Annotated in this window: 15 protein-coding genes and 1 pseudogene; 3 read left to right on the top strand and 13 right to left on the bottom strand. The window is 46.4% G+C overall.

Features of this window, described 5'->3' with window-relative positions:
• Positions 1-49: 49 nt before the first annotated feature.
• The 3 genes from malG to malE all read right to left on the bottom strand — a co-directional run bounded on the left by malG (position 50) and on the right by malE (position 3,800).
• Positions 50-940 (bottom strand): maltose ABC transporter permease MalG, encoded by an 891-nt coding sequence (gene malG / locus PSI15_RS11570; RefSeq protein WP_273583662.1) that lies wholly within the window; start codon positions 938-940, stop codon positions 50-52.
• Positions 941-952: 12 nt separating this feature from the next.
• Positions 953-2,509 (bottom strand): maltose ABC transporter permease MalF, encoded by a 1,557-nt coding sequence (malF, locus tag PSI15_RS11565; protein ID WP_273583661.1) that lies wholly within the window; start codon positions 2,507-2,509, stop codon positions 953-955.
• A gap of 91 nt (positions 2,510-2,600) precedes the next feature.
• Positions 2,601-3,800, bottom strand: coding sequence for a maltose/maltodextrin ABC transporter substrate-binding protein MalE (gene malE, locus PSI15_RS11560; protein WP_273583660.1), 1,200 nt, complete (start codon positions 3,798-3,800; stop codon positions 2,601-2,603).
• A gap of 442 nt (positions 3,801-4,242) precedes the next feature.
• Here malE and malK point away from each other — a divergent pair, with 442 nt between their 5' ends.
• Genes malK through malM form a run of 3 tightly spaced genes read left to right on the top strand, consistent with a single transcriptional unit; the run spans position 4,243 to position 7,627 of the window.
• On the top strand, positions 4,243-5,352 hold the full coding sequence (malK, locus tag PSI15_RS11555; RefSeq protein WP_045972975.1) for a maltose/maltodextrin ABC transporter ATP-binding protein MalK: 1,110 nt from the start codon (positions 4,243-4,245) through the stop codon (positions 5,350-5,352).
• A 35-nt stretch (positions 5,353-5,387) separates the two neighbouring features.
• Positions 5,388-6,650 carry a maltoporin gene (locus PSI15_RS11550; protein ID WP_273583659.1) on the top strand — a complete coding sequence of 421 codons (1,263 nt, stop codon included), beginning with the start codon at positions 5,388-5,390 and terminating at the stop codon, positions 6,648-6,650.
• Positions 6,650-7,627, top strand: a complete 978-nt coding sequence (gene malM / locus PSI15_RS11545; protein ID WP_273583658.1) for a maltose operon protein MalM — start codon at positions 6,650-6,652, stop codon at positions 7,625-7,627. The genes PSI15_RS11550 and malM overlap by 1 nt, the downstream gene beginning before the upstream one ends.
• Before the next feature lie 491 nt (positions 7,628-8,118).
• Here the strand turns inward: malM and PSI15_RS11540 are convergent, their stop codons facing one another.
• The 10 genes and pseudogenes from PSI15_RS11540 to tuf form a co-directional block, all read right to left on the bottom strand.
• Positions 8,119-9,351, bottom strand: coding sequence for a polysaccharide deacetylase family protein (locus PSI15_RS11540; RefSeq protein WP_273583671.1), 1,233 nt, complete (start codon positions 9,349-9,351; stop codon positions 8,119-8,121).
• 142 nt (positions 9,352-9,493) lie between these two features.
• The gene (gene rpoC, locus PSI15_RS11535) at positions 9,494-13,720 is read right to left on the bottom strand and encodes a DNA-directed RNA polymerase subunit beta' (protein ID WP_273583657.1); all 4,227 of its coding nucleotides are present in this window, start codon (positions 13,718-13,720) and stop codon (positions 9,494-9,496) included.
• Between the two features lie 81 nt (positions 13,721-13,801).
• A complete protein-coding gene (gene rpoB / locus PSI15_RS11530; RefSeq protein WP_045972987.1) occupies positions 13,802-17,830 on the bottom strand; it encodes a DNA-directed RNA polymerase subunit beta in 4,029 nt (1,342 codons plus the stop codon).
• 396 nt (positions 17,831-18,226) lie between these two features.
• Complete coding sequence (gene rplL, locus PSI15_RS11525) at positions 18,227-18,592, bottom strand: 50S ribosomal protein L7/L12 (protein WP_045972989.1); 366 nt, start codon at positions 18,590-18,592, stop codon at positions 18,227-18,229.
• A 63-nt stretch (positions 18,593-18,655) separates the two neighbouring features.
• Positions 18,656-19,153, bottom strand: coding sequence for a 50S ribosomal protein L10 (gene rplJ, locus PSI15_RS11520; RefSeq protein ID WP_045972991.1), 498 nt, complete (start codon positions 19,151-19,153; stop codon positions 18,656-18,658).
• A 347-nt stretch (positions 19,154-19,500) separates the two neighbouring features.
• The gene (gene rplA, locus PSI15_RS11515) at positions 19,501-20,202 is read right to left on the bottom strand and encodes a 50S ribosomal protein L1 (protein WP_045972993.1); all 702 of its coding nucleotides are present in this window, start codon (positions 20,200-20,202) and stop codon (positions 19,501-19,503) included.
• 3 nt (positions 20,203-20,205) lie between these two features.
• Positions 20,206-20,634, bottom strand: coding sequence for a 50S ribosomal protein L11 (gene rplK / locus PSI15_RS11510; protein ID WP_045972995.1), 429 nt, complete (start codon positions 20,632-20,634; stop codon positions 20,206-20,208).
• A gap of 222 nt (positions 20,635-20,856) precedes the next feature.
• Entirely contained in the window at positions 20,857-21,402 is a 546-nt protein-coding gene (gene nusG, locus PSI15_RS11505) for a transcription termination/antitermination protein NusG (protein ID WP_045972997.1), read from the bottom strand.
• A 3-nt stretch (positions 21,403-21,405) separates the two neighbouring features.
• Positions 21,406-21,789 carry a preprotein translocase subunit SecE gene (gene secE, locus PSI15_RS11500; protein ID WP_045972999.1) on the bottom strand — a complete coding sequence of 128 codons (384 nt, stop codon included), beginning with the start codon at positions 21,787-21,789 and terminating at the stop codon, positions 21,406-21,408.
• A 353-nt stretch (positions 21,790-22,142) separates the two neighbouring features.
• Positions 22,143-22,297, bottom strand: a pseudogene (tuf, locus tag PSI15_RS11495) (elongation factor Tu); the annotation flags it as partial.

The following is a 22,297-nucleotide window of genomic DNA, read 5'->3' as shown; positions in this document are numbered from 1 at the left end:
ATAAAGAAAAATACCCCCCAATCATGTGGCTATATGATTGGGAAGAGGATCAACCTTTCACACCTCCCGATGTCAATCCACCCACCAACCAACGTTGAGCCAGTAAGAAAATCAACGTGATAGGAATGGCAGAAAGAACAGCCGCAGCGGCAAAATCGCCCCAGAGATAATTCTGTGGGTGAAGATATTGCTGCATTCCGACAGCTAACGTGTAATTGTCCACATCACGTAATAGCAGAGATGCAACAGGGACTTCGGTAATCACACCAATAAACGACAGAATAAATACCACAGCTAATATAGGCACAGAGAGCGGCAGCAGTATCAAACGGAAAATTTGCCACGATGTCGCGCCATCCAGCATGGCGGCTTCTTCCAGAGAGCGATCTATCGTTTCGAAATAGCCTTTTATCGTCCATACATGTAAAGCAATTCCGCCCAGATAGGCAAAAATCACACCGCCGTGGGTATTGAGGCCAAGGAAAGGAATATATTCGCCTAATCGATCAAACAAGGCATACAGTGCCACCAGAGAAAGTACCGGCGGGAACATCTGAAAAATCAACATTCCTTTGAGTAAAGTGCCTTTTCCACGAAAACGCATACGGGCAAACGCATAAGCACATGTCGTTGATAATGCCACAATGCCAGTGGCAGTAATGAAAGCAACCTTTACCGAGTTCCAAAGCCACTGCATGACCGGAAATGGTGGGAGTACGACATGTCCATCAGAAGATTCGACACGATAACCCAATGCCAGCTTCCAGTGTTCCCATGAAATAGTATCTGGGATCAGGTTACCCGTAGCAAAATTACCCGGACGCAAAGAGATAGCAATTACCATCAGCAGAGGAAACAAAATCAGGCCAATAAAAGCCAGCATGAATATATGTGTTCCCCATACCCGCCATCGTTGCGATTTAGGTTGTACCATCGCCATCTTCCTTTCTCCTTAATCAAATTTCATGCGGGTGGTTTTCAAATTGATGACAGCTAGTGCACCTACCAACAAGAAAATCAATGTTGCAATGGCAGCCGCCAGACCAAATTCCTGCCCACCCCCACCTTCAAAAGCAATACGATAGGTATAGCTCACCAAAAGATCGGTATGACCCGCGGGTGTCGTTGTACCAATATGATCAGGTTTACCGTTGGTTAGCAGTTGAATCAGGACAAAGTTATTAAAATTGAAAGCAAAGCTGGCAATCATCAACGGCGTCAATGGCCTAATCAATGACGGAAACGTAATTTTGGTGAAATTCTGCCACGGACCTGCACCATCAAGTGCCGATGCCTCATAAAGATCATCAGGAATAGATTTCAACAGCCCCATGCAAAGAATCATCATATAGGGATAACCCAACCACGTATTGACAATAATCAGCATGGTTCGGGCTAGGGTCGGATCTGTAAACCAATCCGGTTTAAGACCAAACAGCCCATTGAGTACCAGATTAATTTCACCAAAACTTTGATTGAATAATCCTTTGAAAATCAGGATGGAGATAAATGAAGGAACAGCATAAGGCAAGATAAGCAATACTCGGTAAATCGCTCGTCCCTTAAGTGCTTCCCACTGTACAACGCAAGCGAGAATCATCCCCAGAGCAACTGTCAGTACCACTGTTAACAGAGAAAAAACCACTGTCCAGATAAAAATAGACAGAAAAGGTTTTTGAATACCCTCATCCTGCATTACCCGCAGGAAATTTTTCCAGCCAATAGAAACCGTGAATCCAGGGCTTAGTGTTTCTTTAGCCCATTCCCCTTCCGCATTAATGGATTGATAGAACCCAGTATCCATATTCGGTCGATATTGTATGCCAGTTTGGCTATTGGTCAATGTAATCCCATCTGTATCAAGGGCATAAAGCGGGTTTATCGCTGAGAACTGACGCAAGGAACTCATTCTCAGTTTACGACCATCAGGAAGAACGGCTACCAATTGATTCAATGTTTGCCGATGTTGAGTAATGGTGCGCAATGCCGCGGCATCGCCTTCAAGCTGTTGTTCCTGTGTATGGAGAGGCAGGACAATTTCTTCCGTTCCCGCGAGAAAAAAAGGCTCAGATATCAATAAGTGATTACTATCAGGCACACTGAGTGCCAAAACCCACTGTTCAGAGACAGGATAAAGTTTGAAATTAAATGGCTCCCCCGTCTGGTAGTGGCGGCTCATTAATACCGTTTGCGCACGTTCAAACGTCAATTGGTTAGTACTGCTATAATTGGTAAAAGCGATAGCAATCGTGCAAATAAGCGGAAACAGGATAAACAACCCTATTCCAGCAATTCCAGGGTAGGTATAGCGCCAGACATACGCCTTCCGGTTGGAAAAAACATAGATGCCGCTTCCCAGTAATACCAGTGTTAACATAGCAAACAGGTATTCTCCCTGAGCATACATTAGTACAACCAAATAACCTGTAAAAAGTAGGCAAAACCCTATAGCAAACCATTTCAGGGCAGGATGCTGCCACCATTTTGCTTTTTTTAATGTCGCTGACATCTTGCACGTCCTGTTACCAACCATTGTGATTATCCAAAACCTATCACAATAAGGTGTTAAGGCTCCTGAGGATCAGGAGCCTGTCATTCATTTATTTTGTCATTCTCGCTTCAGCATCATCAAGAGCCGCATCTACCGCCTGACGCCCACTGACCGAGTTAAGAACAGCACTACGCATTGCGTACCAGAAGCTACTCATTTGGGAAATATTTGGCATAATTTCACCGTTTTGAGCATTCGCCATCGTAGCCGCAATTCGTGGGTCTTTTTCCAGGATCGACTGATAGGATTTCAAAGCCACCGCGCCCAACGGCTTATCTTTATCCATCATTGCCAATCCTTCATTAGTCAGCAGGTAATTTTCCAAAAACTCTTTTGCTAACTCTTTATTAGGACTGGCCGCATTAATTCCCGCAGTTAAAATGCCAACAAAAGGTTTAGAGGGTTTTCCCTTAAAAGTTGGCAATTGGGTAACGCCATAATTAATTTTACTTTTATCTACATTTGCCCATGCCCAAGGACCATTAATCGTCATTGCGGTTTTGCCTGTATTAAAGGCAGCTTCGGCGATGGAATAATCGATATCCGCATTGAGATGTTTGTTTTTGACTAAATCAACCAGAAATTTCATTCCTGCCTTAGAGCCGACATTATTCACTCCGCTATCTTTAACATTATAACTCCCGTTTTCTGCCTTGAAGGCATACCCGCCATCAGCAGCAATCAGGGGCCAAGTGAAATACGGTTCCTGCAAATTGAACATAATTGCGCTTTTATTTTGCTTTTTCAGCTCATTATCCAGGGCAGGGATTTCTTCCCAAGTTTTAGGAGGAGATTTAATCAAGTCTTTATTGTAGATAAGAGAAAGGGCTTCAACTGCGATCGGATATCCTACCAATTTCCCGTCATAGCGAACGGCATCCCATGTAAAGGGAAATAGCTTGTCAATAAACGACTTATCAGGCGTGATTTCAGCGACTAACCCTGATTGAGCATAGCCACCAAAGCGGTCGTGTGCCCAGAAAATAATATCCGGACCATCGCCACTGGCTGCAATTTGGGTATATTTTTCCTCCAGTTTGTCAGGATGTTCAACAGTGACAGGAATTCCCGTTTCTTTTGCAAACTTTTCACCAACCTGTGCCAACCCGTTATAGCCTTTATCACCATTAATCCAGATTACCAACTTTCCTTCTTCCGGCTTCGCGAAAGCCGAAGCAGACAATACACAGGTTGTTAAAACGGAAAGCATCAGGGTGCGACCCCCCACTTTTAAAATTTTCTTGGTCATCATTCCGCCTTTTTCATTTGTTAGTTCAAGGTAATTATCTTTATTACATCGCGATAAAATGGCACCAGTGTGCAATCAATGTAAAAAAGACTCATCCTCCCCCGTTCTACGCCTCATACTGCATGAGTGTGAACCAGCTTACAAAAATAATTAAAATCATAGCGTTAACACCAATACAGCATCCTTTTTTGGGATTTAAGTCACATCTTACCTGTCAATTTTATTCCTCCCTTCTCAATCACATTAAGCTCGTCCTCCTGACTCCTCCACCATCAAAAATTCTGGTATGGAGGATTCTTGTGCCTGTTATTTTATCCACAATCCAGCCATCAGTTTTTCACTAAGTTTCTCGTGACGACGTTTCTCGCAACGGCAAGCAGGAAACAAAGACGAACAGGAAACGAGCAGAAAACTGAGGTGGCAAATCCGAGGGAGGGAACAAATGTCCAGCGTTACATTCCGCAATGTATCTAAATCATATGGTGAAACGGTCATCTCCAAAGATCTTAATCTTGAGATTCAGGAAGGAGAATTTGTCGTATTTGTCGGTCCGTCAGGATGTGGGAAATCGACGCTGCTGAGGATGATCGCAGGATTAGAAGACATCACATCCGGTGATTTACTGATAGATGGCAAGCGAATAAATGATGTTCCACCCGCCAAACGCAGTGTCGGCATGGTTTTTCAATCTTATGCGCTATATCCCCACCTCTCTGTTGCCGACAATATGTCATTCGGTATGAAGCTGGCGGGTGTCAAAAAAAGCGATATCCAAAAGCGGGTACAACAAGTTGCAGAAACTCTCCAGCTTGCCCATCTACTGGATCGCCGTCCCAAGGCCCTGTCCGGTGGTCAGCGTCAGCGAGTCGCCATTGGCCGAACCCTCGTTGCTGAACCCAATATCTTTCTGCTGGATGAGCCACTTTCCAATCTGGATGCCGCCCTGCGTGTACAGATGAGAATTGAAATTTCACGCCTACACAAGCGGCTTCAACGTACGATGGTCTATGTCACTCATGATCAAACCGAAGCCATGACTCTGGCAGATAAGATTGTTGTTTTGGATGGGGGCAATATTGCTCAGGTTGGTAAACCACTTGAAATTTATCATTATCCTGCCAATCGCTTTGTTGCGGGTTTTATTGGTTCACCGAAAATGAATTTTCTGCCAGTCAAAGTCTCAGCGATTGCGGTCGATCAAGTACAAATCATCCTGCCTAACGGTCAGCCCGTTTGGTTACCCGTTGAAAGTCAAGGGCTAACTGTGGGTAGTAATGTATCTTTGGGAATTCGCCCTGAACATCTTTTGCCTAATGATGTAGCCGATGTTACGTTAGACGGGACAGTACAGATCGTGGAACAACTGGGGAACGAAACCCAAATTCACATCCGCATACCTGCCATTCACCAAAATTTAGTTTACCGCCAACCTGATATTGTTCTCGTAAAAGAAGGAGCCGATTTTACTATCGGATTAGCGCCTCACCGATGTCATCTTTTCCGTGAAGATGGCACTGCATGTCAACGTTTACATAAAGAACCCGGAGTTTAGATCCGCGGCCATAAAAAAATAACAGGAGAATCATTATGCGTATATTGTCTCTCTCATTGGCTATGCTAACTGGTTTATTATCTATGCAAGCTCTTGCTGTTGACTTCCACGGCTATGCCCGTTCAGGCATTGGCTGGACAGGGAGTGGCGGTGAGCAAAACTGTGCCAAAGTCACTGGTGCACCGAGTAAATACCGTCTCGGCAACGAATGTGAAACCTACGCCGAACTTAAGCTGGGGCAAGAGTTATGGAAAGAAGGTGATAAAAGTTTCTATTTTGATACCAATTTAGCCTACTCCGTCAGTCAGCAAAAAGACTGGGAAGATACCAAACCTGGTTTTCGTGAAGTTAATGTGAAAGCCACCAATGTCCTTGATTGGTTGCCAGGCTCAACCCTGTGGGCGGGTAAACGTTTCTATCAGCGCCACGATGTACATATGATCGATTTCTATTACTGGGATATCTCTGGTCCCGGCGCAGGCTTGGAAAATGTCGATCTTGGTTTTGGTAAACTTTCCTTCGCGGTCACCCGTAATACAGAAGAAGGCGGTTCGCATGGGTGGATTGCCGATCAATCCGATAAAAAAGTTAAATCAACCTCAAATGATGTTTTCGATATACGGCTAGCCAACTTACCTGTCAATACCGGCGGCACACTGGAATTTGGTATAGATTATGGACGTGCTAATACACGCAAAGGATACCAGCTTGATAAACAAGCCTCTAAAGACGGTGTGATGCTGACTGCCGAACATACCCAAAGCCTGCTGGGTGGCTTCAACAAATTTGTCCTACAGTACGCAACTGACGCCATGACGTCTAACAGCAATGGGCGCGCCGAAGGTGCTAATGTATACAATAACGGACATATGCTACGCATTCTGGATCATGGTGCCATTAGTATCACGAATAAATGGGATCTCATGTATGTTGCCATGTACCAAAACATTGACCTCGACAATAACAATGGCAACACATGGTACACCGTGGGTGTCCGTCCAATGTATAAGTGGACACCGATAATGAGTACCTTACTGGAAGTAGGTTATGACAATGTGAAGTCACAACGGACTAAGGCAAACAATAATCAGTACAAGATCACTCTGGCCCAACAATGGCAAGCGGGTGACAGCATCTGGTCACGTCCTGCTATCCGTTTATTTACTTCTTACTCCAAATGGAATGAAAAATGGGGTTATGGCAATGACGTTGCCTACCGCGATACATCAGCACAGCAATTCAGTCGTGGGAACAGCGATGAATTTACGTTTGGTGCCCAATTTGAGGCTTGGTGGTAATGAAAAAGAAATTACTTTCACTTTGTCTCAGCGCCCTGCTCTACAACGTGATTCCGGCGGTGAGTTATGCCGCATCAGATACCACAATAACGAATAAGTCGGGATCTGGCATAGAAACAATTGATATAGAAACAAGCAACGCTGTCGCGCCAGCGTTGTCCCTGTCAACTTTGCAGAAATTACAGTGGCAGCCGATTAATACCCATGGCACGCAGTCCATGGTTCTTAATAGCTCGTCGCAGCAAATTAATGATGGTCATGTCCAAGGGGCGATCGCCGCATTTGCTTTACCCGCCAATCAAGGTTCATTGGAAATCACACTGACCAGTTTGATAAAAGATAAGCAGGTATACTCGCCGAATGTTTTGGTATTTGATGAACAACTGCATCCTGCGGCTTTTTATCCAAGCCATTATTTTCGCTATCAACAACCCGGTATTATGTCGACCGATAGGCTGGAGGGGGTGTTAAAGCTGACTCCGGCATTGGGACAACAGCGAATTTATTTACTCATTTATACCACCCGTCCTGATTTACAAACGTCAACACAAATGGTCGATCCTGCTAAGGCTTATGCTAAAGGAATCGGTAATTCCGTGCCGAATATCCCCGATCCGGTCGCTCGCCATACAGAAACAGGGTCATTAACGTTAAAAGTGCAATCAGAAAGCAATACAGGCAATATCCTGATTGGTCAGGTGTTTTCTTCACCTGAAACTAAGCCAGTGACAGTCGGTTCTATACAAGCAATATCGACATCGCCGGTAAGAACAACGCCGGCTAATGTCGCGCAATCGGCTGCCTCACCAGTGAAACCTGTGCTGAATGATACTGAGCAATATTTCAATGACGCTATCACAAGAGCCATTAGTCACGGTGATATTGATAAGGCATTAAAACTGCTAGATGAAGCAGAACGACTTGGCTCCCCAACTGCACGGAAAACGTTTATCAAGATGATAAAAAACAAAAAATAGATTGATTTGCCAAATAGTCATATTCTCGTCGTACTTCAAGATGTATTTATTATCTCCCCCGCATTGCGGGGAGATAATAGGCGGTTTTCATCTTACGAGCCGCAACTTAAAGTTTATAGGGTATAGAAAAATGGTACTACCGAAATAGGCTATAAAAAGCCTTTCTTATTCAAATATCTTCTTATTTTCCCTCGAAACTTAAAAACCAAATAAATAAACATCAACAATAACAAGACACTAAAAATAAATTTAGGAATTATGAATGAAAATATAATGCAGCATAAAATACCAAACGAGAGCAATGAAATAACAATATCCTTCATGGCAACCTTAAATATCCATGCAAAAAATTTGATAATACATTTTATGAAACCATAAGGAATTTCCAATATTAACTCCAAGAAATCCATAATCTCCATCCTTAGTAAAAATTATCACATTAGGTTAAGATCTACTGTGATTTATCGACTAAATGATTTTACACCTTATATTCAATTCTCAATCGGTTGCAAAAACATTGAATCTGGTTGGTTAGCAATCATTTTCGCCATTTTTTCAATCGGATCTGTCCGCACTAGATATAACCGTTTCAAAGCAAAAGGATTATCGCCTAACTTAACTTTTCCCTGTACCGTGGTAACAGCCAAATGAAATCCAGCTTGTTTAGCCGCTTGTATTGCCTTTGGATTATATCCACCAAAAGGATAGGAAAGGTAAAGCACATGAGGATTAAATTGTGATAGTGCCCGTCTGGAACGGGCGAAATCATACAGGATAGTGTGGTATGATCGGCTCAATAGTATTGGATGTTTATTTTTTCCCAGACGATGCAAGAAGTGGGTATGAGACTGAAAATCAAATACATCTTGCATGGCATATAATTCAGGCAGGCTCAGGAATTGCAGGCTGTCAGGGTTCCATTTCTGTGGATGGCGTTTAATTCTGGATGAAATAATAAAGAGTGTCGCTTTCTGACCATTCTCTTGCAAAATGGGATAGGCATAACGATAAACGGATTTCAGCCCATCATCAAAGGTTAAACCAACCACTTTTGCCGGCAAGTTAATGTAACCATTCAGGTAACCTTCCAATTCGTATAATGAAATTGTGGTATAACCTGCCCGTTTCAAATAAGCCATCTGCTCACGAAAGGCCGTCAGAGATGTCGTCGTCGAGGTATGTAGAAAATGTTTATTATCGTTAAGAATATGGTGATACGTTAACAAAGGAATGCCATTATCCAGTTCAGCATCCCGATCACTAATGTAGCCCAATCGATCACCCAAATTAATTTCGTACCAAGTATGGTGCGAATGATCTTGTAACTTGTCTAAAACCGGATAACGGAGATTTTCCATTAAGATTGCAATGGGCTCGCTATCGGTATCAGGTGTGCCATAAATTCGAGCCACCTTAAAAACCATCAAATTTTGGGAGACTTCCTTATGAAGAATATTAAAAGGATCACGGGGAAATGCCGATTTTTTAATTTCCTTTAAATTTCCTTTGGCTACATAACCTGTACCATTACCAAAATGGAGCGCATAGTAATCACTCTCTTCCTCTTCTTCAATAATTTTAAAGGCTTGCCCTTTCTTTAATACGGCTACCTTGATGACGTGCTCGCCGACCCAAGAATAAATTTCACTGTCTTTAGTCATCTCCATGTAACGATAATGAGGAAAATCGTGGTATTGCGATAAAGCTGAATGGGAAAAACACATCAGAAGTGCTGAGAAAATCATTGCAATAATATAAACAATTCGTCTCATTTTGATTTTCCATCCAATAAAAAATGCCCTCTACCAAGAGAGGGCATTTCACGATTAGCTGTATTTAGCTCTATAGCATCTACGCATCACGATATTACTCGTTATCGCTGCTGCTACCAAAACCTGCATTCAGCAATTCAGCAAGGTTTGCAGTGGCTTCGTCAACACTCACTTGTGGTGCTTCAACCACGACGTTTTCTTGACGGCGGCGGATGCGATCCTGATGGTAAGCATAACCTGTACCCGCAGGGATCAGACGACCCACGATGACGTTCTCTTTCAGGCCACGCAGTTCATCACGTTTACCTGCAACAGCGGCTTCAGTCAGAACGCGGGTTGTTTCCTGGAACGACGCCGCAGAGATGAAGGATTCTGTTGCCAGTGATGCCTTGGTGATACCCAACAGGTCACGCTGGAAGGTAGCTGCAACTTTACCGTCCTGCTCCAGCTTACGGTTTGCAACTTTAACGCGTGCGTATTCGACCTGCTCACCTTCGAGGAATTCAGAACTACCCGCACTCGCGATAGTCGCTTTACGCAGCATCTGACGAACGATAACTTCAATGTGTTTATCGTTAATCTTAACGCCTTGCAGACGGTAAACTTCCTGTACTTCGTTAGTGATGTAACGAGCAACCGCATGGACTCCACGCAGGCGCAGAATGTCATGTGGAGATTCTGGACCATCGGAGATCACGTCACCACGTTCAACCACCTCACCTTCGAACACGTTGAGCTGACGCCATTTAGGGATCATCTCTTCGTAAGCGTCACCACCATCCAGTGGGCTGATGACCAGACGGCGTTTACCTTTGGTTTCTTTACCGAAGGAAACGATACCGCTGATTTCTGCCAGGATAGCAGGCTCTTTCGGACGACGGGCTTCGAACAGGTCAGCAACGCGTGGCAGACCACCGGTGATATCTTTAGTACCGCCAGATTCCTGAGGAATACGCGCTAATGTATCACCCGCAGAGATGGACATGCCATCTTCCAGTTGAACAATCGCTTTACCCGGCAGGAAGTACTGAGCAGGCATATCTGTACCTGGGATCAGAACGTCGTTACCTTGGGCGTCTACGATTTTCAGTGCCGGACGCAGGTCTTTACCGCTGCCGGTACGCTCTGCACTATCCAGAACCACCAGTGAAGACAGGCCGGTCAGTTCATCCGTCTGACGGGTAATGGTTTGACCATCAACCATGTCGTAGAACTGGATAATACCGGAGACTTCACTCACGACTGGCATGGTATGTGGATCCCAGTTCGCAACGGTTTCACCGCCGGTCACGACTTCACCATCACCTTTCGCCAATACCGAACCGTAAGGAACTTTATAGCTCTCTTTGGTACGACCGAAATCGTCGATCAAGCGCAATTCGGTATTACGAGAGGTAATAACCAGTTTGCCTGTTGAATTCGTTACGAATTTTGCGTTGGTCAGTTTCAGGTGACCTTTGTTACGTACCTGAATGCTGGATTCTGCTGCCGCACGAGATGCCGCACCACCGATGTGGAACGTACGCATCGTCAACTGTGTACCCGGTTCACCGATTGACTGTGCCGCGATAACACCAATCGCTTCACCTTTGTTGATCAGGTGACCACGAGCCAGGTCACGACCGTAACAGTTCGCACAAACACCAAAGTCAGTTTCACAACTGACTACGGAGCGTACTTTCACGCTGTCAACGGAGTTTTCTTCTAACAGGTCACACCATTTTTCGTTCAGCAATGTGTTACGTGTTACCAGAATGTCCGCTGTACCCGGTTTCAGAACGTCTTCCGCCGTCACACGACCCAATACACGCTCACGCAGTGGTTCTTTAACGTCACCACCCTCGATAACCGGCGTCATCAGGATACCGTCGTGAGTGCCACAGTCATCTTCCGTCACCACCAAGTCTTGGGCAACGTCAACCAGACGACGGGTCAGGTAACCGGAGTTCGCCGTTTTCAATGCGGTATCCGCAAGACCTTTACGCGCACCGTGGGTTGAGATGAAGTACTGGAGTACGTTCAGACCTTCACGGAAGTTCGCGGTAATTGGGGTTTCGATGATCGAGCCATCTGGCGTTGCCATCAGACCACGCATACCCGCCAACTGACGGATCTGAGCCGCAGAACCACGCGCACCGGAGTCGGCCATCATAAAGATGTTGTTGAAAGAAACCTGCTGTTCTTCTTCACCGTTACGGTTAATCACGGTTTCAGAAGACAGGTTTTCCATCATCGCCTTAGCAACACGTTCGTTCGCCGCTGCCCAGATATCGATAACTTTGTTATAGCGTTCGCCCGCGGTAACCAGACCTGACTGGAACTGTTCCTGAATTTCGGCCACTTCTGCTTCCGCTTCCGCGATGATGCCTTCTTTCTTCTCAGGGATCACCATGTCGTCAATACCTACGGATACCCCTGAACGAGCAGCGTAAGCAAAACCGGTATACATGGTCTGGTCAGCTAAGATAACGGTGGGTTTCAGCCCCAGTATGCGGTAACAGGTGTTCAGCATTCTGGAAATGGCTTTTTTACCCAGCGCCTGGTTAATCAGTGAATATGGCAGACCTCGCGGTACGATCATCCACAGGATGGCACGACCGATAGTGGTATCCACCAGACCGGTATTAACGGTGACATTGCCTTCGCCATCTCTCACTTCTTCAGTGATACGAACTTTGACACGGGCGTGCAAAGAAGCCAGGCCAGCACGGTAAACGCGCTCTGCTTCTTTAGGACCGGTCAGCACCATGCCTTCGCCTTTCGCGTTAACACAGTCACGGGTCATGTAGTACAGACCCAATACAACGTCCTGAGATGGAACGATGATAGGTTCACCGCTCGCCGGAGACAGGATGTTGTTGGTAGACATCATCAGCGCACGCGCTTCCAACTGAGCTTCCAGTGTCAACGGTACGTGAACAGCCATCTGGTCACCATCGAAGTCGGCGTTATACGCCGCACACACCAGCGGGTGCAACTGAATGGCTTTACCTTCGATCAGAACCGGTTCAAAAGCCTGAATACCCAGACGGTGAAGGGTTGGTGCACGGTTCAGCAGAACCGGGTGCTCACGGATGACTTCATCCAGGATATCCCATACAACCGCTTCTTCACGCTCAACCATTTTCTTGGCTGCTTTGATGGTCGTCGCCAGACCACGCAGTTCCAGCTTGCCGTAAATGAATGGCTTGAACAGTTCCAGCGCCATCTTCTTAGGCAGACCACACTGATGCAGACGCAGGTATGGACCTACGGTAATTACCGAACGGCCTGAGTAGTCAACACGTTTACCCAGCAAGTTCTGACGGAAACGACCCTGTTTACCCTTGATCATGTCTGCCAAGGATTTCAGAGGACGTTTGTTGGAACCAGTGATCGCACGACCACGACGGCCGTTGTCCAGCAACGCATCAACCGCTTCCTGCAACATACGTTTTTCGTTACGTACGATGATATCCGGCGCAGCCAGATCCAGCAGGCGTTTCAGACGGTTGTTACGGTTAATAACGCGACGATACAGATCGTTCAGGTCTGAGGTTGCGAAACGGCCGCCATCCAGTGGAACCAGTGGACGCAGATCCGGTGGCAGAACGGGCAGAACGGTCAGAACCATCCACTCTGGTTTGTTACCAGACTGAATGAAGGCTTCCAGCAGTTTAATACGCTTGGTCAGCTTCTTACGCTTGGTTTCAGAGTTGGTTTCGTTCAGCTCTTCACGCAAGGTTTCACATTCGTTTTCCAAGTCGATGCTTTTCAGCAATGCCTGGATCGCTTCCGCACCCATTTTGGCATCAAATTCATCACCGAACTCTTCCAGTGCATCCAGATACTGCTCTTCGGTCAGGATTTGGCTACGCTCAAGGTTGGTCATGCCGCCTTCGACAACCACATAGGATTCGAAATACAGTACGCGTTCAATGTCGCGCAGAGGCATGTCCAGCAACAAACCGATGCGGGATGGCAGAGATTTCAGGAACCAGATGTGAGCGGTTGGAGATGCCAGCTCGATGTGCCCCATACGTTCACGACGCACTTTGGTCTGGGTCACTTCAACGCCACATTTCTCACAAATCACACCACGGTGTTTCAAACGCTTGTATTTACCACACAAACATTCGTAATCTTTTACTGGCCCGAAAATACGCGCACAGAAAAGACCGTCACGCTCAGGCTTGAACGTACGGTAGTTAATAGTTTCCGGCTTTTTTACTTCCCCGAATGACCACGAACGGATCATATCTGGGGAGGCCAGAGCAATTTTGATCGCATCAAACTCTTCGGTCTTGGTTTGCGCTTTCAGAAATTTCAATAAGTCTTTCACGAAATGGCTCCTGTCGGAGTTAGACCTGTTAGGTGAGTGGCCCATGCCGCTCACCTGTATAACCACTGGTTGGAAAACGGTTTATTCGTCTTCCAGCTCGATGTTGATACCCAACGAACGGATTTCTTTCAGCAATACGTTGAAAGATTCCGGCATGCCTGGTTCCATCTGGTGGTTACCATCCACGATGTTTTTATACATCTTGGTTCGACCGTTAACATCGTCGGATTTAACGGTGAGCATTTCTTGCAGGGTGTATGCAGCACCGTATGCTTCCAGTGCCCACACTTCCATCTCACCGAAGCGCTGTCCACCGAACTGTGCCTTACCACCCAGCGGCTGCTGAGTCACCAGGCTGTAAGAGCCGGTAGAACGGGCGTGCATCTTGTCATCAACCAAGTGGTTCAATTTCAGCATGTACATGTAACCCACGGTTACCTGGCGCTCGAATTGTTCACCGGTGCGACCGTCGAACAGCGTGATCTGACCAGAAGTCGGTAAGCCACCCAGTTTCAACAACTCTTTGATTTCGGTCTCTTTTGCACCGTCAAAGACTGGCGTTGCGATAGGCATCCCTTTTCTCAGGTTTTCTGCCAGACGCATCACTTCTTCGTCGGTAAAGGTGTTCAAATCCACTTTCTGGCGAGTATCATCACCCAGATCGTAAGCCTTCTGGATAAATTCACGCAGTTTGGCAACTTCTTGTTGCTGTTTCAGCATGGCATTGATCTTGTCACCAATACCTTTCGCCGCCATACCCAAATGCGTTTCCAGAATCTGACCGATGTTCATACGTGATGGTACGCCCAGCGGGTTCAGTACGATGTCCACGGGTGTGCCGTTTTCATCGTAAGGCATGTCTTCGATCGGGTTGATCTTGGAGATAACCCCTTTGTTACCGTGACGGCCTGCCATCTTGTCACCAGGCTGGATCTGACGTTTCACAGCCAGATACACTTTGACAATTTTCAGCACGCCGGGTGCCAGATCGTCGCCCTGAGTGATCTTACGGCGTTTGGCATCCAGTTTTTTCTCGAACTCGACTTTCAGTTCGTCATACTGTTCTGCCAACTGCTCCAACTGATTCTGTTTTTCTTCATCAGCCAGACCCAACTCCAACCAACGTTCACGAGGAAGTTTGTTGAGTTTTTCCGCTTCAATGCCACCGGCAACCAGTACTGAGTGAATACGGGCAAACAAGCCAGCTTCGAAGATTTGCAGCTCTTCTGTCAGGTCTTTCTTAGCCTCACGCAACTGCATCTCTTCAATTTCCAACGCACGCTTGTCTTTCTCTACGCCATCACGGGTAAAGACTTGTACGTCGATCACAGTACCAGAAACACCGTTTGGTACGCGCAGTGAGGAGTCTTTCACATCAGACGCTTTCTCACCGAAGATCGCACGCAACAGCTTTTCTTCTGGTGTTAGCTGAGTTTCACCTTTCGGTGTCACTTTACCAACCAGAATGTCGCCACCTTTGACTTCCGCACCGATATAAACGATACCGGATTCGTCCAGTTTAGACAGCGCAGCTTCACCCACGTTAGGGATGTCAGCCGTAATCTCTTCAGGCCCCAGTTTGGTGTCACGGGACACACAAGCCAGTTCTTGAATATGAATGGTGGTGAAACGGTCTTCCTGAACAACACGCTCAGAGACGAGGATGGAGTCCTCGAAGTTATAACCATTCCAAGGCATGAACGCCACGCGCATGTTCTGACCCAGTGCCAGTTCACCCAAGTCGGTGGATGGACCATCGGCCAGTACGTCACCACGTTCTACCAATTCACCCAAAGAAACACACGGCATCTGGTTGATACAGGTGTTTTGGTTTGAACGGGTATATTTGGTCAGGTTATAGATATCAATGCCCGCTTCACCCGCGTACATTTCATCTTCGTTCACTTTGATAACGATACGGGAGGCGTCAACGTACTGAACCACACCGCCGCGTTTAGCAACCGAGGTAACACCGGAGTCAACCGCTACCGCACGTTCCATGCCTGTTCCGACCAGCGGCTTATCAGCACGCAGAGTTGGAACCGCCTGACGTTGCATGTTCGCACCCATCAATGCACGGTTGGCGTCATCGTGTTCAAGGAATGGGATCAAGGAAGCACCGACGGACACGATCTGTTGTGTCGAAACGTCCATGTACTGAACCTGATCACGGTTGAACAAGCTGGATTCATCGTAATGACGGCAAGTGACCAATTCTTCAACGAAGTGGCCTTCTTCATCCAGTACGGTGTTCGCCTGTGCAATGACGTAGTTACCTTCTTCGATGGCTGACAGGTAGTGGATTTCATCCGTCACCACGCCATCACGCACTAAGCGGTAAGGTGTTTCAAGGAAACCATACTCATTGGTACGCGCATAAACGGACAATGAGTTAATCAGACCGATGTTTGGACCTTCAGGAGTTTCGATTGGGCATACACGGCCGTAATGGGTTGGGTGTACGTCTCGAACTTCAAAGCCGGCACGCTCACGGGTCAGACCGCCTGGGCCCAACGCAGAAATACGGCGTTTATGGGTAATTTCAGACAGTGGGTTGTTCTGGTCCATGAACTGGGACAACTGGCTGGAACCAAAGAACTCTTTCACCGCCGCAGAAATAGGTTTGGCGTTGATCATGTCCTGTGGCATCAGGGTATCCAGATCGCCCAGGGACAAACGCTCTTTCACGGCACGCTCGACACGAACCAGACCGACGCGGAACTGGTTTTCCGCCATTTCACCCACGGAGCGGATACGACGGTTGCCCAAGTGGTCGATATCGTCAACTTCACCTTTACCGTTACGGATATCGATGAGCTTCTTCATCACGTCAATGATGTCTTCTTTGCTCAGGATACCGGAACCTTCAACCTCTTCACGATCCAGTGAACGGTTGAACTTCATGCGACCCACCGCAGACAGATCATAACGATCTTCAGAGAAGAATAGGTTCTCAAACAGATTTTCTGCGGCTTCACGTGTTGGTGGTTCACCCGGACGCATCATGCGATAGATTTCAACCAGTGCGCTCAGGCGATCATTGGTTGGGTCAATACGCAGAGTTTCGGAAATGTAAGCACCGTGGTCCAGATCATTGGTAAACAGGGTCTCGATAGATTTGTAACCAGACTGGCTCAAACGTGCCAGCAGATCCAAAGAGAGTTCCATGTTAGCCGCACAGATGATTTCACCTGTGTTCTGGTCGATGTAATCTTTTGCTACCACTTTACCCGCGATATATTCGACAGGCACCTCAATACGGTCTACCTGATCTTTTTCTAACTGGCGGATATGACGGGCGGTGATACGGCGGCCTTTTTCAACATAGACCTTGCCGTTTGCTTCGATATCAAATGAAGCTGTCTCGCCACGCAGACGTTCTGGAACCAGCGTCATCTGCAATTTATTGGCGTGAATTTCGAAAACGGTTTTTTTGAAGAACAGATTCAGAATGTCTTCAGTGGAATAACTCATCGCGCGCAGAATAATCGAAGCCGGCAACTTACGGCGGCGGTCGATACGCACAAACAGGTTATCTTTTGGATCAAATTCGAAATCTAACCACGAACCACGGTAAGGGATGATACGTGCGTTATACAGTACCTTACCGGATGAATGGGTTTTACCCTTATCGCTGTCAAAGAAAACGCCTGGGCTACGATGCAACTGAGATACGATAACGCGCTCAGTACCGTTGATAACGAAGGTGCCGTTATCCGTCATGAGTGGAATTTCACCCATGTAGACTTCTTGTTCTTTGATGTCTTTAACTGTGCCTTCTGGCGCTTCGCGCTCATAGATAACCAGACGCAGCTTAACGCGCAGCGGTGCGGAGAACGTCACGCCACGGATCTGACACTCTTTAACATCAAAGACAGGTTCGCCAAGACGGTAGCTTACATATTGCAGCTCGGAATTGCCGCTGTAGCTCTGAATTGGAAACACTGAACGGAAGGCCGCTTCCAGTCCATTCTGGCCTTCAGGATCTTGCTCGATAAACTTCTGGAACGAGTCAAGCTGGATAGAAAGAAGGTATGGAACATCCAAAACTTGTGGACGTTTACCAAAATCCTTACGAATACGTTTTTTCTCGGTATAGGAGTAAACCATAGGGTTCCTCAGCTCGCTGATAAGTGACCCACTCAGCCCGCCCTTAAGGGCAGCTCTCTGCAACACTATTTTTTCGAACAGAAAACAGAATATTTTCCATAATACCCATTACTATTACTCTTAAATCATTTCATTGCGTTACCTTACTACCGAGCTACCCGAGTGGATCGTAGCTGAGAACGCAGTATATTAAGTCGTCAATAGGAAAAAGTATTCTGGGTTTATTAATCGCCAAACAGTGTGAAATGCGACTAACTCCCTACATAATGGCTTTCGGGCAATCGACTTTCAGACGATCTGCTTTCAAGCAATGCCCTTACAGCGCAAAAAGGCTGGCGATTAAAAAACCGCCAGCCGCCAGCCTTAAAAAATCAGGCTGCGAACTTCAAACTGATCTTACTTGATCTCAACAGAAGCACCTGCTTCTTCCAGAGATTTTTTCAGAGCTTCAGCGTCGTCTTTGCTGATGCCTTCTTTCAGTGCTGCTGGTGCGCTTTCAACCAGGTCTTTAGCTTCTTTCAGACCCAGGCCAGTTGCGCCACGTACTGCTTTGATTACAGCAACTTTGTTAGCGCCAGCGCCAGTCAGGATAACGTCGAATTCAGTTTTTTCTTCAACTGCTTCAGCCGCACCGCCAACTACAGCTACAGCTGCAGCAGCAGAAACGCCGAATTTTTCTTCCATCATGCTGATCAGTTCAACAACGTCCATTACAGACATTTCTGCAACTGCGTCCAGAATTTGTTCTTTAGTGATAGACATAACAAGTGTTCCTAAAATTCAGAAAAAGTTTATACGTTAAAAAGCAACGAAGGAAATAGGCTATTAAGCTGCTTCTTTCTGATCGCGTAACGCAGCCAGAGTGCGAACCAGTTTGCCTGCAGCGGCTTCTTTCATGGTTGACATCAGGCGTGCGATTGCTTCTTCGTAAGTTGGGAGTGTTGCCAGGCGATCGATGTTGCTCGCTGGGATAAACTCACCTTCAAAGGCTGCTGCTTTAATCTCGAATGCTGGGTTCGCTTTCGCGAAATCTTTGAACAGACGAGCAGCGGCGCCCGGATGTTCAGAAGAGAAAGCAATCAAGGTTGGACCAACAAACGCTTCTTTCAGGCACTCATATTCAGTACCTTCAACAGCACGACGCAGCAGGGTATTACGTACAACACGTACGCTAACGCCAGCTTCACGGCATGCTTTACGCAGTTCAGTCATTTTATCTACAGTAACGCCGCGAGAATCCGCAACAACCGCAGACAGCGCGCCTTTGGCTACTTCGCTGACTTCAGCAACAATCGCTTGTTTGTCTTGAAGATTTAGTGCCATTAGCTTCTTGCTCCTGGATTAACCGGGAAAACCCGGAACTCACTTCACTCAAGGCACCGGATGTGCCTGAGCGCTAAAACACGGTGAGCAGAATCCAGAAAATAATATTTCATTTGGCTCTGTCACCGTCTACGCAGGATATTAAGTAAGTATTTCTACGTACTTACGCCTGCGGTCTTGGACGGGGCTTGGTTAAGGCCAAGCTCCAACCGAAAATCTGTTATTTGCCGATACTGCCTTATTTTTCAAAGGTTGTGTGCCATAAAACACACCATCAGGCAAATTTGAAGCGTCAAATTCTAGACAAATCTGACGCTAAGGTAAAGCGTTATTCTCAGCTTAAATCATTAAACTGATGCACTCAGACCAGACTGGTCGATCGCAACACCTGCACCCATGGTCGTAGACAGGCTAACTTTCTTAATGAAAACGCCTTTAGCAGAAGATGGTTTAGCTTTTTTCAGCGCAACCAGCAGAGCTTCCAGGTTTTCTTTCAGTTTGTCAGCGTCGAAGTCAACTTTACCGATAGTAGAGTGGATGATACCGTTCTTGTCGTTACGGTAACGAACCTGACCTGCTTTAGCGTTCTGTACCGCTTCAGCAACATTAGGTGTTACAGTACCTACTTTCGGGTTTGGCATCAGACCACGTGGGCCCAGGATTTGACCCAGTTGGCCAACAACGCGCATTGCATCTGGAGATGCGATAACAACGTCGAAGTCCATCTCGCCTTTCTTAACCAGTTCAGCCAGATCTTCCATACCTACCAGTTCTGCGCCAGCAGCTTTAGCCGCTTCAGCGTTTGCACCCTGAGTAAATACAGCAACACGTACTGAACGGCCAGTACCGTGTGGCAGTACAGTTGCGCCACGAACGTTCTGGTCAGATTTACGAGCATCAATGCCAAGATTAACAGCTACGTCAACGCTTTCTACGAACTTAGCAGTAGCCAGTTCTTTCAGCAGAGCAACAGCTTCGTTGATGTCATATTGTTTAGTTGCATCAACTTTTTCACGGATAGTGCGCATGCGCTTGGTCAGTTTAGCCATTGATTAACCCTCCACTACCAGGCCCATGGAACGAGCAGTACCTTCGATTGAACGCATCATCGCGTCAACGTCAGCACCAGTCATGTCCGCAGCTTTAGTTTCAGCAATCTCACGAATTTGAGCGCTGGTCACTTTACCAACTTTGTCTTTGTTCGGTTTACCGGAACCAGATTTGACGCCTGCTGCTTTTTTCAGCAGAACAGCCGCTGGTGGGGTTTTGGTAACGAAAGTGAAAGAACGGTCTGCATAAACAGTAATAACAACTGGAGTTGGCAAGCCTTTCTCAAGACTTTCTGTTTTAGCATTGAACGCCTTACAGAATTCCATGATGTTAACACCTTGCTGACCCAGAGCTGGACCAACTGGTGGGCTTGGGTTAGCCATACCAGCTGCAACTTGCAGCTTAACGTAGGCTTGTACTTTCTTAGCCATTTGTATTTTCCTCTATATGGGTCTTATCGCCTCAAAATGAGGCTCCCCTGACGACTTAGGCCCCGTCTAAAAGACCAGACCATTTAAAAGCTATTACCTAATATCGCTTAAATTATCCAGAAAGCATCATCTAAAAATGATACCCAGATAAAAACAAAAGGCGCGAAATTGTATGCCAATTTCACCCCCTTTGCAAGCAGAGCCGTTTACTTAATCATCAGGTTAGGCTTTCTCTACCTGACTGAAATCCAGCTCAACCGGTGTAGCACGGCCAAAGATAGAAACCGATACTTTCAAGCGGCTCTTCTCGTAATCGACCTCTTCTACCACACCATTGAAGTCTGCAAACGGGCCATCGCTGACACGAACCATTTCGCCTGGTTCGAACAGTGTTTTCGGCCGTGGTTTATCACCAACCTGTTGCAGACGATTCATGATCGCATCAACTTCTTTATCGCTGATTGGTGCAGGGCGGTCAGAAGTGCCACCGATAAAACCCATTACGCGAGGTACATTACGAACCAAATGCCAAGTCGCATCGTTCATAACCATCTGTACCAAGACATAGCCTGGGAAAAATTTACGCTCGCTTTTACGGCGCTGACCACTGCGGATCTCAACAACCTCTTCTGTCGGCACCATCACTTCGCCAAAAGAATCTTCCATCTCTTGTAATTTGATATGTTCACGCAGAGATTGAGCGACGCGACCTTCAAACCCAGAAAATGCCTGGATGACATACCAACGCTTTTTTGGGGATTCAGACATTTTTTAAAACCTCAGGCCTGTAATAAATGAAACTAAACGCACCAGAATACCATCAAGCCCCCACAAGATGAGAGACATAACAGCCGTCACAACTGCAACAATCAAAGTCGTATGCAGTGCTTCCTGGCGAGTTGGCCAAATGACTTTACGCATTTCAATGCGGGCTTCACGGGCAAAGGCTAATGCAGCTTTACCTTTTACAGTCCACAATGCAACTGCTCCTGCAAGGGCAGCAATAGCAACCACGGCTATCGCGCGCAGAGGCAGGTTATACTCTCGGTAATAGTAATTACCCACAATAGCAACCACCAGCAGCACTGCTACCAATAGCCATTTTGCTATATCAAGACTACGCCCGCTTTCTTGAGCATTGCTATTCGCACTCATAAACCAACCTGTAACTATATATGTAAGTAACTATGATATAAGTAACTATGATGTAAATAGATAGCCAGCTTGCCTCGCAAGAGCAAAACAAATCAGACCGAACCCAAAGATAATTGTAATTGTATCTGACTCGGCGCCATAATTCAGTAGGACTTTGGTATCTCAATGATATTTAAGCCCATCCGTTGTATCAGAGCCTATCTCACCAATAATTAAGAATAGCAATCAAATAGCCATTTATCTGCTATTAATTAACCCATCATAAACAACTATTGATGAGATAGGTTCTTCTTAAGACAACGTATAAAAAGGGCATCTATCGATGCCCTTCCAAAATGAACACATTAAAAAAATTATGCGATCACTTTAGCAACAACACCCGCACCTACAGTACGGCCGCCTTCACGGATTGCGAAACGCAGACCTTCGTCCATGGCGATTGGGGCAATCAGGTTAACGACCATGTTGATGTTGTCACCTGGCATCACCATCTCTACGCCTTCTGGCA

The sequence above is a fragment of the Xenorhabdus sp. PR6a genome (assembly GCF_028599065.1).
Classification (GTDB): domain Bacteria; phylum Pseudomonadota; class Gammaproteobacteria; order Enterobacterales; family Enterobacteriaceae; genus Xenorhabdus; species Xenorhabdus doucetiae.
The sequence above is the reverse complement of the archived record's forward strand: the minus strand, read 5'-3'. Positions and strand labels throughout refer to the sequence as shown.